The sequence below is a fragment of the Mycobacterium simiae genome (assembly GCF_008370645.1).
Classification (GTDB): domain Bacteria; phylum Actinomycetota; class Actinomycetes; order Mycobacteriales; family Mycobacteriaceae; genus Mycobacterium; species Mycobacterium simiae_A.
The window spans coordinates 13,713-29,046 of the sequence record NZ_VTZN01000051.1; the positions used below are offsets into that span (position 1 = coordinate 13,713).

Annotated in this window: 15 protein-coding genes and 1 pseudogene; 1 reads left to right on the forward strand and 15 read right to left on the reverse strand. The window is 65.6% G+C overall.

The features are described 5' to 3' along the window. Positions 1–7: 7 nt before the first annotated feature. From F0Q45_RS30160 to F0Q45_RS10690, 12 genes are all read right to left on the reverse strand, one after another. On the reverse strand, positions 8–127 hold the full coding sequence (locus tag F0Q45_RS30160) for a DUF6893 family small protein (protein WP_373424951.1): 120 nt from the start codon (positions 125–127) through the stop codon (positions 8–10). Then, on the reverse strand, positions 115–1,455 hold the full coding sequence (locus tag F0Q45_RS10640) for a hypothetical protein (protein WP_149653922.1): 1,341 nt from the start codon (positions 1,453–1,455) through the stop codon (positions 115–117). Before F0Q45_RS10640 ends, F0Q45_RS30160 begins: the two co-directional genes overlap by 13 nt. Then, entirely contained in the window at positions 1,452–2,111 is a 660-nt protein-coding gene (locus F0Q45_RS10645) for a DUF6084 family protein (protein ID WP_149653923.1), read from the reverse strand. Before F0Q45_RS10645 ends, F0Q45_RS10640 begins: the two co-directional genes overlap by 4 nt. Further along, on the reverse strand, positions 2,108–2,734 hold the full coding sequence (locus F0Q45_RS10650) for a DUF5947 family protein (RefSeq protein ID WP_149653924.1): 627 nt from the start codon (positions 2,732–2,734) through the stop codon (positions 2,108–2,110). The genes F0Q45_RS10645 and F0Q45_RS10650 overlap by 4 nt, the downstream gene beginning before the upstream one ends. Next, positions 2,731–3,609, reverse strand: coding sequence for a NifU family protein (locus F0Q45_RS10655; protein ID WP_149653925.1), 879 nt, complete (start codon positions 3,607–3,609; stop codon positions 2,731–2,733). Before F0Q45_RS10655 ends, F0Q45_RS10650 begins: the two co-directional genes overlap by 4 nt. Before the next feature lie 3 nt (positions 3,610–3,612). Next, a complete protein-coding gene (locus F0Q45_RS10660; RefSeq protein ID WP_149653926.1) occupies positions 3,613–5,412 on the reverse strand; it encodes a nickel-dependent hydrogenase large subunit in 1,800 nt (599 codons plus the stop codon). A 49-nt stretch (positions 5,413–5,461) separates the two neighbouring features. Next, positions 5,462–6,517: a hydrogenase expression protein HypE gene (locus tag F0Q45_RS10665; RefSeq protein WP_149653927.1), complete on the reverse strand. Its 1,056-nt coding sequence runs from the start codon at positions 6,515–6,517 to the stop codon at positions 5,462–5,464. Between the two features lie 298 nt (positions 6,518–6,815). Further along, positions 6,816–7,562: a hydrogenase nickel incorporation protein HypB gene (gene hypB / locus F0Q45_RS10670; protein ID WP_149653928.1), complete on the reverse strand. Its 747-nt coding sequence runs from the start codon at positions 7,560–7,562 to the stop codon at positions 6,816–6,818. Between the two features lie 12 nt (positions 7,563–7,574). Next, positions 7,575–7,910 carry a hydrogenase maturation nickel metallochaperone HypA gene (locus tag F0Q45_RS10675; protein WP_149653929.1) on the reverse strand — a complete coding sequence of 112 codons (336 nt, stop codon included), beginning with the start codon at positions 7,908–7,910 and terminating at the stop codon, positions 7,575–7,577. A 171-nt stretch (positions 7,911–8,081) separates the two neighbouring features. Beyond that, on the reverse strand, positions 8,082–9,728 hold the full coding sequence (locus F0Q45_RS10680; RefSeq protein ID WP_149653930.1) for a PPE family protein: 1,647 nt from the start codon (positions 9,726–9,728) through the stop codon (positions 8,082–8,084). Beyond that, positions 9,725–10,033, reverse strand: coding sequence for a PE family protein (locus tag F0Q45_RS10685; protein WP_149653934.1), 309 nt, complete (start codon positions 10,031–10,033; stop codon positions 9,725–9,727). Before F0Q45_RS10685 ends, F0Q45_RS10680 begins: the two co-directional genes overlap by 4 nt. 202 nt (positions 10,034–10,235) lie before the next feature. Further along, positions 10,236–11,354: a HoxN/HupN/NixA family nickel/cobalt transporter gene (locus tag F0Q45_RS10690; RefSeq protein ID WP_149653931.1), complete on the reverse strand. Its 1,119-nt coding sequence runs from the start codon at positions 11,352–11,354 to the stop codon at positions 10,236–10,238. Positions 11,355–11,483: 129 nt separating this feature from the next. Between F0Q45_RS10690 and F0Q45_RS10695 the strand changes: the two genes are divergently transcribed. Next, a complete protein-coding gene (locus F0Q45_RS10695; RefSeq protein ID WP_262490943.1) occupies positions 11,484–12,014 on the forward strand; it encodes a Fur family transcriptional regulator in 531 nt (176 codons plus the stop codon). Between the two features lie 2 nt (positions 12,015–12,016). Here F0Q45_RS10695 and mtr read toward each other — a convergent pair whose 3' ends face one another. The 3 genes and pseudogenes from mtr to F0Q45_RS30165 form a co-directional block, all read right to left on the reverse strand. Next, a complete protein-coding gene (gene mtr, locus F0Q45_RS10700) occupies positions 12,017–13,396 on the reverse strand; it encodes a mycothione reductase (protein ID WP_149653933.1) in 1,380 nt (459 codons plus the stop codon). A gap of 9 nt (positions 13,397–13,405) precedes the next feature. After that, positions 13,406–14,419 carry an alpha/beta hydrolase gene (locus F0Q45_RS10705; protein ID WP_262490944.1) on the reverse strand — a complete coding sequence of 338 codons (1,014 nt, stop codon included), beginning with the start codon at positions 14,417–14,419 and terminating at the stop codon, positions 13,406–13,408. A gap of 36 nt (positions 14,420–14,455) precedes the next feature. Then, positions 14,456–15,334 (reverse strand): annotated as a pseudogene (locus tag F0Q45_RS30165) (PE family protein); the annotation flags it as partial.

Here is a 15,334-nt window from a genome sequence, read left to right on the forward strand (position 1 = left end):
CGCCCGGCTACATCCGCCGTAGCTTGAGGTAGCGGCGGGCATCCGGCAGCGACGCCACGCCCAGCGCCACCGCGACGGCCAAGACCAGTGCGATGAGGCCAACGAACACCCACCCTAAGAACTCCATGTCGAACTCCTTTCACCAGATGTTTGCGGCTGTAACGGCTCGATCTCGTTAGGTGAGAAGTAGAGGTAGCGGCCGTACCACTCGTGCAGGTCGGCGGCTGGATCCTCGTCGACCACCACAGCTACGTGTTTGTGGCCCTCGACGTCCTCGTGCACCGACACAACCCGGGCGGTCTTGCCGGCCACAAAGATGTCCTGCGCGTCGGCATTACGCCGTGGTCGTAGTCGGATGTGGCAGCCTCGGGCGACCCGGACTCCGTTCACCAGCACCGCGTCGATCTCGGGACGAACCGCAGTGTCGGCCAACGGGTCCCACCAGTCGACGCCGTCGGGCACCTCGGGGACCAGGCCCGGAACCCCGTGCGGGTTCCGCAGCACCCCGTGCAGGCGGACCATGTCCTGCGGTGACATGGCGTCACATTGGTCGATGATCCCAGCGGCCCGCGGATCGGTTGCCCGCGCCTGTGCCTTCTCCTGGTCGGTCATCGTCATTATGCGCAGCGTGAGGATCTCGTCGATTTCGGTGCAGTCATACAGCGCGGTGTGGCTCTGTTCGGCGACTTGCGGGTGGTCGTAGAGGAGGATCGGCGAGATCAGCAGTAGGTCGCTCGTGCCGGGCGGGCCGGCCAGCACCGGGAAGCAGCGGTGCTGGGTGCACCGCGACACCGCGTCTTCGACGGCGGGCGGTGGTTCGAGCAGCGAAACGAACTGGCCACCAACCGTTTCAGCGATGACATGAGTACCGATCAGGGAGCGCGCTATCGCGTCGTTCTTGTCGGCAGGGGCAGGGCCGACATTGCTCAGCCGCACTGTAACCCGGCGCAGGTCGCCATCCGGTTGGTTGGATATTGTGATTTCGCCGCGCACCTGCTGGCGATCACGAACCAGGCGACCCCCGTCGAGGGGTTCGATGTCGATCGCCGCCTCGGCCACCACCGCCAGCGTCTTCGGCTGATCCTCAAACGCCAAAGGGCCGAAGGGCATCTCACATTCGGCCGCTTCGTCCCAAGACAGCCATGATCCCGAGGGCGTGGTCAGTTCGTCGACGGGTGCAAAGCCGCCGCCGGGCAGGGCACGTTCGGCCCGGCGGTGCTGCAACTGCAGGAACCGCACTACCAGGGTGATCGCTTGGGCGCCGTCGACCAGGAACTGCGTCGCCATGCTGTCGTCCTCGCCCAGACCGGCGTCGGCAGCGCCCGGTGGGCCCAGCACCCCGAACTGCCAGCGGGATTGGTTCTTGCTCGACGTCCCACGGTAGGGGTAGAGCAGATACCCCTCGTAGAGCACCGCGTCAGCGACCGCGCGGGCCCGGTCCCAGCTGGCGGTCATAGGGCAGCCTTGGGGGCGGATGCCTCGACGATCAGTTCGGTGATGGCGTGATCGAGGTCGAGCAGCCCGCGGGCCGACTTATAGCGGGCCAGCGCGCCGATGGTGTCGTGATTGAGCCGCACCCAGCCGGTGTTCGGGTAGTGCTGGGCTATCAGGTCGCGCCACACCGCCACCGGCATGTCGTATCGGGCATCGCAGTCCCAGGACACGTGCTGTACCGAGAATCCACGTGCGGCCTTGACGAAAATGGTTCCACTGAACAGGAATTGGAGGGGAAGCGCGCCATCGCGCAGTGCGTGCAGGTATTTGGCCGCGGCGACTTCGAAATCGTAGGTGCAGTCCAACGGCAGCGCTACCGTGGTGTGGCCGGTGAAGCCCGGGACCATGGCGGTGCAATGCTGCCACAGCAAGGTGCGCTGGGTGCTCGCCCAGCGTTCCCGGGCGCCGAACAGATCGACGAGCCCAGTTGCTTCGTCGTCGGAGTAGGAGCGGCGCAGCGGCTCGATGCGCACCTGGCAGCGCAGCGCGATGGCATGCACCGGCTCGTCGCCGCTGACGTCGATGCCGACGCGGGCGGTCAGTATTGGGCTCACGCTGTAGGGTTCGGGCGCCACGTCTAGCACGGCGAAGCTCACGTCCAGCGGCTGGTCGTTCATGCCGGTGTCTCCCGGGCGCGGCCGGCGATCCGCGCGAAGAAGCTGTCGATGAACTCCCTGGCCTGCTGCCCGCCGTCGAAGCCTCGCCACAACAGGCGTAATCGGCCGACGAATTCGTAGCAGGCATCGATCGGGACGAGATAGCTTTGCGGCTGCCCGAATTCGGGGACTCGGACCAGTAGCGCTTCTACGTCGTCGGCCAGCAGGTCAAGCCGGGGATCGGTGCCGCCGATCGCATTCCAGGCGTCAAGGTCCAGCTCGGATTCGGTAGCGCCGGCCGGGCCGGGATAGCAGGCAACGGTGCGTCCGAGGGTGGAGTTGGTGAAAAAGAACGCCACGCCGACCGGGATCTGCAGTGCCTCCCAGGCCCGGCGGTCCAGCGCGAAGTCGGGGAAGGCCAGATACCGGTCGGGCACCGCCCGGTAGCGCAGCTCGGGGTTACCGGCGGTGAACAGCAGATAGCAGGCGTGGCAGACGCACATCAGTTGCCGCCCGGCCACATTCACCACGTGCTGGTGCTCGTCGGCGATCCATTCCGAACACATGTCGCACCGCTCGCCGGCCGGCTCCGGGGCCTGTCGGTTGCTTCGGATGCGCGCCAGGACGTCGTAGGGACTCGTCATGCCGGGGCTCCTAATGGTGCTCGCATCGCGACGGAGAGCACGCCGTCGCGAAGCAGCAGCGGCAACGGGTCGAGGTGGGCCCCGTTCGCACCGGCACCCGCGCGCACCACGTCGTAATCGGTGTGACAGCGCGGGCAGCGCAGCAGAGGGCCGGCCAGAGTCGCGCCGGCCAGCGTGTCGTCACACACCGGGCAGCGGTCGCGGTAGGCGAAGGTTTGGTCGCCGACTCGGCACGCCAGCAACGTTGTTCCGGCTACCAGGAAACCGCCAACCTCGCCGGGTGCCAGGTCGTCCAGCTCCGGCACCGGGTGCCAGGAGGTGGTGTCATGGCGGCCGTTGGAATTCACTCGTGCCAAAAGAGATTCGGCCGGAATGACGGTGTTGGGCGTTGCCAGTTCGATCGAGCTGATTTCCGGTGCCGCCACCAGGATGGCATCCTGCACCGCCAGCTCGAGTGTCACCGCCGACGACGGGCAGCTCTTGCAGCTCCCGGTAAACGTCAAGCGGACCGCACCCGCCTCAGTGATTTCCAACAACTCCACATCGCCACCATGGGAGCCCAGATACGGCCGCACCCGCTCTAGCGCGTCGGACACTCGCCGGCGTACGTCATGCGGGTGTAGGCCGTGCACCAGCAGCAGGCTGGCCACCAGGTCGTCGGTGGCCAGCCGCTCGGCTAGCGCCGAGTCGTCAAGCATGTGCAGGATCCGTTCCAGCCCCGCCCCGTAAAGCCCGACTACTTCGCGGACCAGTTGTTGGGCACGCTCATAGGCAGCCGCCCCGCCCGCCGCGCAGGAGTCCAGCAGTGTCTGGATCCGATCGCCCGCGGTGCGCCACTGCGTGTCGTTCTCGGGGGTATCCGGGCGATCCGCCATGCGTCAGTCCCCGACGGGTGACTGGGTGGGTGTGTGCAGTCGCTCCAGCGTCTTGCCCTTACCCAGGTACATGTGCACGCCGCAGGGCAGGCACGGATCGAAGCTGCGCACCGTGCGCATCACATCGATGCCCTTGAAGTTCTCCCGGTCGTTCTCCTCGAAAATCGGTTGGCCCTGCACGGCATCCTCGTAGGGGCCCGGTGTGCCGTAGCTGTCGCGCGGGTTGGCGTTCCACGGAGTGGGCGGATAGGGGTGGTAGTTGGCGATCTTGCCGTCCCGGATCACCAGATGGTGGCTGAGCACGCCGCGCACCGCCTCGGTGAAGCCGCAGCCGATGGCCTCGTCGGGCACCTCGAACTGCTCCCACGTCTTGGTACGTCCGGCGCGAATCTCCGCCAGCGCCTTCTCGGCGAAGTGCAATGCGCACGCCGCCGCGTAAGCCTGGAAGTAGGTCCGGGCCCGGTCGCGTTCGATGGTGTTGCTGCCGTGCTTGGGCACCGTCCACTCGAACTCCACCGGACCCTTGAGCGCGGTCTTGGGCAGGTTGATCTGGACGCTGTTACCGGTGGCCTTGACGTAGCCGATGTCGACCAAGCCGGCCAGCGCGGTCGACCAGAGCCGGGCCAGCGGGCCGCCGCCGGTGTCCAGCGCCAGGTGGTCTGTGCCGTCGTACCAGCGCGGCGACATCACCCAGCTGTACTTGCCGCCGTCCAGATCGCGCTTTTGCGGATGCGGGTTGGTGTGCTGGTTCCACGGGTGGCGCCGGTCCACCGCGTTGCCCAGCGGATCGGTCCTGACAAACATCTCCTGATCGGTCCAGTCGTCGTAATACGAACTGCCCAACAGGATTCGGATGCCCAGGTTGATGTCCACCAGCGAGTGGGTGACCAGTTTGCCGTCGACCACCACACCCGGCGTCACGAACATGGCGTTGCCCCAACGCTCCATGTCCTTATAGGCGAAGTTGCACACCTCGGGGTCTTGGAAGGAGCCCCAGCACCCGAGCAGCGTGCGGCGCAGGCCGACCTTCTCGTAGCCAGGCAGCGCGTCGTAGAAGAAGTCGAACAGGTCGTCATGCATCGGGACAACCTTCTTCATAAATTCGACGTAGCGCATCAGCCGGGTCAGGTAATCGGTCATTAGCTGGATGGTTGCCACCGTGCCGACCCCGCCCGGGTACAGCGTGGACGGGTGCACGTGGCGACCCTCCATCAGGCAGAACATCTCTCGGGTCCACCGACTGACCTGCAACGCCTCCCGATAGAAATCGCCGCTGAACGGGTTGAGCGAGCGCATGATGTCGGCGATCGTCTTATATCCATGCGCGTCGGCATGCGGCGCCGCGGTTTTCTCGGCCCGCGCCAGCACACTCGGATTGGTCTCGGCGACCATCTTCTCGCAGAAGTCAACGCCGACCAGGTTCTCCTGGAAGATGTTGTGGTCGAACATGTATTCCGCGGCCTCGCCGAGATTGACGATCCACTCACCAAGGTGTGGCGGCTTGACTCCGTAGGCCATGTTCTGCGCGTAGCACGAACACGTGCAGTGGTTATCGCCGCAAATGCCGCAGATGCGGCTGGTGATGAAGTGGGCGTCGCGGGGGTCTTTGCCCTTCATGAAGATCGAGTAGCCACGGAATATCGACGAGGTGCTGTGGCACTCGACGACTTCCCGGTTCTCGAAGTCGATCTTGGTGTAGATGCCGAGGCTGCCCACGATGCGGGTGATCGGGTCCCAGGCCATTTCGACGAGTTGGCCGGGTTCGCGCTTGGCGGTGGTCGGCTCGGGGACGATTGTGGTCATCGAAGTCTCTCCGTCTGATTGTCAAGATTGCAGCGCCGCGACCAGGTGCTCACCAGGTGCGGCGGGCTCCGGTGGTGAGTTGGGTGCCCTTGTGGCGCCAGCGCGGTTCCTTGTCGACGGTGCGCGCCGTGATACCCCGCAGGTTGCGAATCACGGACCCGTACAGACCCGACGCGGTGCTGGAGAATTTGCCCCCCGGCGGCTCGTCCATGAACGGCATGAACTTGTCCGGGAAGCCGGGCATCGTGCATCCGATGCAGATGCCGCCGACGTTGGGGCAACCTCCGACGCCGTTGATCCAGCCGCGTTTGGGCACGTTGCATTTCACCACCGGGCCCCAACAACCCAGTTTGACAATGCATTTCGGCGAGCCGTATTCGGTGGCGAAGTCACCTTGCTCGTAGTAGCCGGCCCGGTCGCAGCCCTCATGGACGGTGTGGCCGAACAACCACGTGGGTCGTAGCGCGTCGTCGAGCGGGATCATTGGCGCTTGGCCGGTCGCCAGGTACAGCAGGTAGGTCAGCGTCTCTGCCAGGTTGTCCGGGTGAATCGGGCAGCCGGGTACGCACACGATCGGGATGCCGGCTTTGCTCCTCCAGTCCCACCCGAGGTAATCGGGAACGCCCATCGCCCCGGTTGGATTGCCGGCCATGGCGTGGATGCCGCCATAGGTGGCGCAGGTGCCGACGGCGACGACCGCGGTGGCCTTGGGTGCCAGCCGGTCCAGCCATTCGCTGGTAGTCATCGGCTGGCCGGTGGCCGGGTCGTTGCCGAATCCGCACCAGTAGCCCTCGTCCTTGATCTTCTCGTTGGGGATGGACCCTTCGACGACGAGAACGAACGGGTCCAGCTCGCCGCGATCGGCTCTGAAGAACCACGCGAGGAAATCGTCGGCCCCTCCGGCGGGTCCGCATTCGAAATCAATCAACGGCCAGTGGACGGCGACCTTCGGGAGGCCGGGAAGCGCGCCCAATGCGATCTCCTCGACGCTGGGCTGGGTGGCGGCAGTCAACGCCACCGAATCGCCGTCGCAGCTCAGGCCCGCGTTGATCCACAGCACGTGGATCAACGTTTCTTCTGCTTTGACTGCTGCTTCTGTCGGCATGATGCAGCTTTCCGGGGCCGGGCTGGGACCCCTAACGCCGCAGGAGTCGACCGTCGGCCCACTTGCGCAGCGCTGTTTTGGGTCTACTCCCGGTGTCGTGCCTTTGTCAACGGTTGGTAGTTACAACACTGCGAAGAGCCCAGACAGTGGTGTCGGCTAGCTGGGCCGTGCTGTCTTTCGGCTACCTTTTTTGGGCGCCGAGAACGGATTTCGCGCGGCGGCGGCCTATCAGGCATTAGTGCATCGTGCGTCCATGCTGCGAATGAGTTGCAACTGATTGCGTGATGGTTAAAGGCGATTATGTCGTCGGCGGTCCTTGCGCGAAGCGGCGCAGCCAGTCGAACCAGGCGGCCATGCCGGTTCCGGTGCGCGCACTGACCGGAAGAATCGTTGCCGTCGCATTGACTTCGCGGACATGGGCAATGTACGCGTGGACATCGGCATCCAAGTGCGGTACCAAGTCGATTTTGTTGAGCAGCACCACATCCACCGCACGAAACATCACCGGGTACTTCAGTGGTTTGTCCTCACCCTCGGTCACGGAGTAGACCATGGCCTTGGCGTGCTCGCCGACGTCGAACTCCGCCGGGCAGACCAGGTTGCCGACGTTCTCGATGATTACCAGGTCCAAACTGCACAGGTCCAGGCCCGGCAGGGCGCGGTTGACCATGGGCGCGTCCAGGTGGCATTCCCCGCCAAACCCGTTGCTGGTGTTCAGCAGTGATATTTGTGCGCCGCGACCGCGGAGCTTTGCGGCATCCAGGTCGGTGGCGATATCGCCCTCAATCACTCCGATTGCGAACTCGCCCGAGAGCTCATCGAGCGTGGCTTGCAGGACCGTGGTTTTCCCCGATCCGGGTGAACTCATGAGGTTAAGCGCGCGGATGCCGTTGCTTTCGAATGCCGCCCGGTTGATTTCGGCGCGGGCATCGTTCTCGGCGAAGATCTCCTCGAGCACATCGATGCGTTGCGCGCGAGTCTGGTAGCCAGTGTGATCGTCGTGGTCGTGCCCCGTACCGTCGTCGTGCCGATGAAACCTGCTCATTCTCAACACCTTTCAGGAGACATCGAGGGAGGTCACCAAGAACTCGTTGCCGCGAACCACCTCGACGTCGGGACTATCGCATTCCGGGCACCAAATAGACCAGGCAGATGCAATTTCCGACTGACAACCGCAGCCGCGGCAACGCACCTCGGCGCTCACGCATTCCAGCTCCAGCTCGGCGTCGGGCATATCCTCCGAGTCGCGCACCAGTGTCCAGCAGAAGGACAGGGATGCTGGAACTACCTGCCGAAGCGCGCCAACCCGAACGCGGACTACATCGACATGGCGTCCGTCGGCATGCGTCTTGACCACGCTGGCGATGGCCTCGCAGAGCGCGAGCTCATGCATGATCGCGCACCATCTCGTGCCCACAGCATCGACCGGTGGGCTGCAGCACTGGTGAGCCCATGAGCATGTTCTACACCCGCGCCGGCCCCTCGAGCTATCCCGTCGCTGACTCGTCTCGCCACAGACGCTAAACAGCTTGCGCGACAGCACGTAGGGCAACGTGCCGGTGAGTCAGGACATATCACCGGTGTGGGGCCCCGGCGCCGGGTGGTTGTCCAGATCTGTACCGCCACGGTCCTGTCGATCGGAGTGCGGGTTGCCGGTACGTGTGCCCAGCTCGGCGTTCCAGTTCCTGGGGGTCATCGGCATCCGTGCTCCGTCGCCGAGGCCGGGGCCACCAAGCGTGGCGAAACCCACCACTTCTATGACCTTCTCGGTGCGTGTCGTTCCCGCGAATCCCAGTGGCCCCGCACCCCACTCCGACGTGCCTGAAACGGCTTGGCCGAGGTCTGGCTCCATCTCGGCGAACTCGTCGCGATGCCCCCGTGCCTCGGTCGCCGTCCGGCCGCGCCGACGAGCTCGAGCCTCCTGCCGAGCAGCCGCCGCAGCCGCCGCGGCGGCTGCGGCGGCAGCAGAAGCTGGCTCTTCCGTCCGGGCCCGGGCCGAAAGTCCCGAACCGGACCCGATCCGGGGACCGCCGACGACGAAGGGGGGAAACCCTTCGATGCCGGTCGCTGGTAGCGGCGCGGTGGCGGGCGCCGCGCTGCCGGTAGCCGGCGCGGGGGCCGGCGCCGAGCCGGGCGTGGCCGAGGCGGTGACCGCCGGAACCGTCAGAGCAGACCCGGCAACCGGCAACATTAGCGGTAGGTCCGGTACTAGTTCCGGCCCGGCTGCCGGGATCGCAGCAACTTGGGTGGCAGCCAGGCCGGCCAGTCCAGCGAAGCCCGTTGCCGCCCCCAGGGTAGCGATGGTTTGGCCGAGCGCAACCGCCAGCAGCTGCGGGGACTGGGCCAGCCAGGTGACGATCTGCATGATGTGGGTCGGCAGGTCGAACACCAGGATGTTGAACAAGAACTCGATCGCTGCCACCGGATTGGTGAACAGGAGCCGCCAAAATTCCTCGCCGTCTTGAAAGAATTCGAGGCCACGGGCCAACCACCAGATCGCTTGCCCGGGGTTCGTGTACGCGTCGTAGGGCAACCCGTTAAGGGTGCCGTTCGCGGGGTCCCAGATTATCCGCCCCCCGCTGATGAACTTCAGTATCTTGGCGATTAGGTCATCGATCGGGGTGGCGTGCCCTGAGTCGCCGGCGCTTCCGGAGGTCTGGGTGGGCGCGTTCGACTTCAAGATCGGTGGCGCGGGCGGTGTCTGTGGGATCGATGTCACCGCCGTTTCGGATACGGCTTGATAGGTCGCCATGGTGGTCGCGGCCTGCACCCACATCCGCACATAGTCGGCCTCGTTGAGCGCAATCGGAATGGTGTTGATCCCAAAGAAATTCGTCGCCACCAGGACCCCGTGGATGGCGTGATTGGCGGCGAGTTCGGGCAGCGCTGGCATGGCCGCCAGTGCCGCCGTGTAAGCCGCGGCCAAGGTCTCGTGCTGGGCGGCCGCTGTCGCGCTGTCGGCGCTTGCCTGGAGCAACCAGCCCAGATACGGAACATAGGCGGTCACGAACGCATCGGCGCTGGGCCCCCGCCACACCCCGGCCTGCACCGCAGCCAACAACACCGCCAGTTCTTCTGCTACCGCCGTATATTCGGCGCTTAGCAATGACCATCCACTCGCGGCCATCAGTAGCGGGGCTGGTCCCGGGCCGCTACTCAGCAAGGCTGAATGCACCTCCGGCGGTGAGGCTAGCCAGACCGGCGCAGTCATCGTCCGGCGCTGAGGTAGGAGGCAGCCGCCAGTGCATCGCCGGTGGAGTAGCTGGTTGCGGACTCGGTAACCCCGAAGCCCGACTGGCCGAGGTCGTCGACACCTTGGGCCGCCACGGCGGCGTGGTCACCGCCACGAACACTGACCTCGACTGCGCTCTGTACCGACACCGGATCAGCGGCCGCCGGGGCCACCACGCTGATCAGCGGTACTGCACGCGCCTGCGCTGCTGCCAACCGTGCGGTCAGCGCTTCGATGGCTGCACTCGCAGCGGCCAGGCCTTCTGGAACGACGCCCAATGTCACGACTGTCACGACGGGATCCTTCATGATTGAGATTGAACGTTGCAGTTGACCGTTATCGAATATGAAAATCATTACCGATTGTTCCTCCGATCGGCTATAGCCTCGGTGGATGTCCATTCCCCCGATTGGGGGACAAGCATCAAGCGATCGCGCTGGTCGACACCCACACCGGCACAGTCGTACCAAGGGCGAAATGGGGAAATCAGGTTGCGCTTCTGGCGGTACCGGCCCACTTCTGTTCGATCTGGCCGAAGCGCCAGATGAGCAGGGCGGCGGCCCAGGTGACCACGAACATGCCGACGACAACAAACCCGACCACGTTTAAGTCCAGGCCAGCGATCCAGTCCCAGAACGGGCCCCGTAACCCCAGCTGACCGGCGAACAGAGCGAGCAGCTCGACGCTACCGATCAGCAAAGCTACGGCCACCGACAGCGCGGTGATGGTGATGTTGTAGTAGATCTTGCGAACCGGGTTGGAGAATGCCCAGCCGTACGCGAAGTTCATGAACGAGCCGTCGATGGTATCCAGCAGGCACATGCCCGCGGTGAACAACACGGGCAGGCACAGGATGGCGTACCAGGGCAGCCCGGCCGCGGCGCTGGTGCCGGCGAGAACCAGTAGTGCAATTTCGGTGGCGGTGTCAAACCCCAGCCCGAACAGCAATCCCACCGGATACATGTGCCAGGACTTAGTAATCGCTCGGGTGAACCGGTCGAGAAGTCGGTTGATCAGTCCCCGGTTGTCGAGCTGCTGCTCCAGCTCAGCTTCGTTGAACTCGCCGCGGCGCAGCCTAAACCAAACCCGCAGGATGCCGACCAGGACGGCCAGGTTGAGGATGGCGATGAGATACAGGAAAGATCCGGAGACACCGGTGCCGATCAGTCCCGCGTAATGGTGCAACGCCGACGCATCGTTCCGCACCGGGCCGATGATGACTTTGGCTCCGGTCGCCAGCAGTATCGCCAGTCCGAAGACCACAGTGGAGTGACCCAGGGAGAAGAAGAATCCCACCGCCAGCGGGCGTCGTCGATCATTCATCAGCTTGCGGGTGGTGTTGTCGATGGCCGCGATGTGGTCGGCGTCGAAGGCGTGCCGCATGCCCAGGGTATAGGCGGTCAGCCCGATGCCGATGCCAAATGCCGTGCCGCCTACGATCAGTCGGGCTGGCTCCACCACGAAAACCAGGGTTAACCAGCCAACCAGATGCAACATGGCGATAAAGGCGAACATGGCGCCTAGGCGCCACCATTCCGACGGGGTCAAGCTGGTCTGCCACCTGGACGACCATGGCGAGCGCAAGTCCGGGGCGCTGCGGGCCATGTCGGTCCTTCCAGGATCGGGCAGGTCCGACTGTAGGTTCGGCCCTCAGCTGGATGCAAGTCGGTTGCAAGAATGGGCCGGTCGATCTCGTCGTTGGTAATCCGGGTTGTCTGGCGCGACACTGAACAGGTGGCGAGAAAGCCGTCGGGCTTGGATCCGGCCGTCACCGAACGGATCGGTGAACTTTTGCGGGACCGTGGTCTGCGCCGGATGGCGTCGCGGATTCAGGTGCTGGCAGTCCTCGAACCGGTCAGCGGGCACTTGTCGGTGGCCGAGATCCATCAGCGGCTGACCGCCTGCCTGGCTGCCGGTGCCCGGCGGCCCGACCTGGCGACGGTCTACCGTACGGTCAGCACCTTGGTCGACCAGGAGGTGCTGCACGCGTTGCCCCTTGATGGGGGTGTAACCACCTACGGGCTGGCCACCGCCCCGCACCACCATGCGGTATGTATCCAGTGTGGGGCGATCATCGAAGTCCCTGCGCGACAGCTGAGCTCGGCCCTTGAGCATGCGATGGCGGGTAGCTCGTTTGCGTTATCAGAGCGGGCCGGACTGACGCTGCACGGTCTGTGCCCGGCGTGCCAGGACAGTGTTCAGGGCCTGGCCGACCCAACGGATCCGCGCCCGCCCCAGCGGCGTGCTGCCCAGCGTGCCCACTGACGTCAGCGCAGATTCAGTAGTGCGTTTTCGACGACCTCCGGCAGCGCCGGATGGATCCAGTACTGGCCGCGGGCCATCTCGGCCGCGCTCAGCCCAAAGCTCATTGCTTGGATCAACGGCTGGATGATCGACGACGCTTGGTGGCCCATGATGTGCGCGCCCAGCAAGAGCCCGCTGCCCCGGTCAGCAATGAGCTTGACGAACCCGGTGGTATCCTCCATCGCCCACCCGTAGCCGACATCGCTGTAGTCCTGTATCGCAACGCAAACGTCGAATCCTCTTGCGAAAGCTTCGTTTTCAGTCAGTCCGACGGCGGCCAACTGGGGATCGGTGAACACCGCCGCCGGCACGTAGCGGTGGTCCGTCATAGCCATCGAGGCGGTGTCATCCCACTCGCACAGCAGATTGCGTTGCACCACGCGGGCTTCGTGGTTGGCGACGTGCTTGAGCTGGTACGGCGACGAGACATCGCCGAGGGCAAAAACGTTGCGGGCGGAGGTGCGTTGATACTCGTCGACGACCACTCGGCCGTCCTGGACCTCGACGCCGGCCTGCTCGGCGTCGAGCAGGCCGGCGTTGGCGATCCGGCCGGTCGCCACCAGTAGCAGGTCGGCGTCGAGGGTGGACCCGTCGTCGAGTTGTAGCACCAGTCCCGGCCCCCGGTTTTCCCCGGCCACGATATTGCGGTGGGTGCGTAGTTCCCACTTGGTCGACGCGATGCGGGTAAAGCGTTCGCAAATTGTTTCGTCGCAATGCCGGAGCAGGCAGCCGCCCCGGACCACCAAGGTGACTCGTACGCCGAAAGCGGAGAAGACGTGGGCGAATTCGGCTGCCACAAAACCACTTCCGGCGATCACCAGATGCTCGGGTAATTCGGGGATCCGCATGATGGTGTCGCTGGTGTAATACCTGACGCCGGAGGCCAGGATGGCCGGCGGTATCACCGGTCGCGAGCCTGCCGCGATCACCACCTGGTCGGCGGTGAACTCTTCACCTCCGTCAGTACGCAACAGATAGCGCCCGTCGGCTTGCACCGGCCCGAACCGGGCGTGACTGCCGTACACGTCGATATTGCGGGCTGAGCGTCGAAACTCCTCGCCGCCCATCGCGATCGGGTCGATGCGCCCGAACACGCGGGAGACGATGTCGGGCCAACGCACCCCGTCGACGTGTGCATCCACACCGTATCGGCCTGCTCCCCGGATCGTTTTGGCCACATCGGCGGCGTAGACGAACATCTTGGTCGGTAGACACCCAACGTTGAGACAGGTACCGCCAAATGTGCCCTGCTCGCAGATCGCCACTCGCTTGGCGGCGTAGCGATCATCGAGAATGCTGTTGCCCGAACCGGTCCCGATGATCGCGATGTCGTAGGTTTCCATGCGTAGCCGTTACCCTTTCCCGGACGATGCCGAGGCGTCGGTGTTGTTCACACTGTGCAAGTAGTCGTCGAGCCAGCGGTCTAGGTAGCCGTACGCTATCCGGCGCGGCTCCGGCAGTGACAAAAACACATCATGCTTAGCGTCCGGCACCGGGATAACGCTGCTGCGGTTGCCGATGCAACCGGCCCAGCGGGCGATCTGGGTGACGTCGAGGACCGCGTCACCGCGCTGCAACGCCGCGGCGCCGGCAGTTTCGGGTACGGTGTGATCCGAACGCAGGATCAAGTTGGGCACACCCACATCGAGCCCGCGATGCAGCCGCGTCTGGCCGCGGCGCATAGCGTGCAGCCAGCCGAATGTTATCGGGAAGCCGCCCAACGGTTTCCATTGCAGGTTGTACTCGAATTCACCGTGATAGTCGCGGTGCAGGCTGGAGCCGTAGCCGCCGTCGCCCTGTGCCCGGATCACTCCTTTGGTGCGCACCCGGGATAGCGTGGCGATCGCCGCCGAGCTCAGGCTCGAACGCAGAATCGCCGGGCCGTGCAGGTCCAGGAACGGGCTGTTGAGTATCAAGCCGCCGACAGCTGCGTGGGTTGCCGGGCTGCGCCGGCGCAACCGGTCCAGCCACAGTGACACGATGAGCCCGCCGGCGGAATGGCCGTACACCAGCACCTTCGTCGGGCCCGACGCGGTGATGATTCCCAGGGCGTGTTCCAATTCGGCATCATAGTGAGCCAAGTCGGTGGTGAAGTGCGGAGTCTGGCCGGCCCGCCACGACCGGCCGCACTTACGCAGATCCAGCGCGTAGAACGCGAACCTGCGGCTGGCGAAGTGGTCGGCCACTTCGGTGTGGAAGAAATAGTCGGTGTAGCCGTGCACTGCCAAGACGGCATGTGCTGCGGGGAAGGCATCGCCGCGCCGCGTCAGCATTGCGGTGATCTCGCCTTCACCGTCGGGATCGGCCCCCAGCGGGATCGGGTACTGCCAATAGCCGGACAGGACGTCGGGCACCCAGCCAGTCACGCAGCCAGCTTAGAGCGCGGCCAACCCAGATGTCGGTCAACCGGGCTGGCCGGGGTTGCCGTCGGGGCCAGCGACGCCGGGTAAGCCGGCTTCGCCAGAGCGGGTATCCCCCTGGCCAGCCGCACCGCCGCCGCCGCCCGCTCCACCGGCACCTTTGGCGCCGCCGGCACCGCCATACCCATCGGCACCGGCGTTGCCCGCTTCTCCCATAAGCCATCCGCCGGCTCCGCCCGCACCGCCGAGGCCCCGGGCGCCGCCGTCACCGCCATCACCGCCGGCACCGCCGGCTCCGCCCGCACCGCCGTCACCGCCGAAGGTGTCGACAGCCATGGTGCCGGGAGTAGCTTCGCCGCCGGCACCGCCAGCTCCGCCCGTGCCGCCGGCGCCGCCGGCGCCGCCCGTGCCGCCGATGCCACCTCTGCCGCCGGCGCCGCCGTTCCCGATCAGCAGCCCGCCCCGCCTGGGCCACCGAGGCCGAGTCCACCGCCCCCGCCCACGCCGCCGCCGGCGCTGAACAACCCAGCCAATGGCCCGCTGGTGCCACCGTTCCCGCCGGCCCCGCCGACACCGAACAGTACGGTGGCAAATCCACCCTCGCCGCCGCCCCCACCGGCGCTAAACAACCCGCCAGCGCCGCCGGCGCCGCCAGCGCCGCCGTTTGCCGCCGACGAAGATCCGCCGGTTCCGCCGACCCCGCCGGGCCCGAACAACCCACCCCCACTGCCGATCAAGATCGGGCCGGCACCGCCATTACCCCCGGCCGCGCCATCACCGCCGACACCGCCAACCCCACCGCTACCGAAGAAGCTCGCGGCACCCCCGACTCCGCCAGCTCCGCCACCACCGGTCAGGTCGCCAGCACCTCCGTGTCCGCCGAAGCCGCCGTTGCCGAACACCCCGCCCACCCCACCGGCG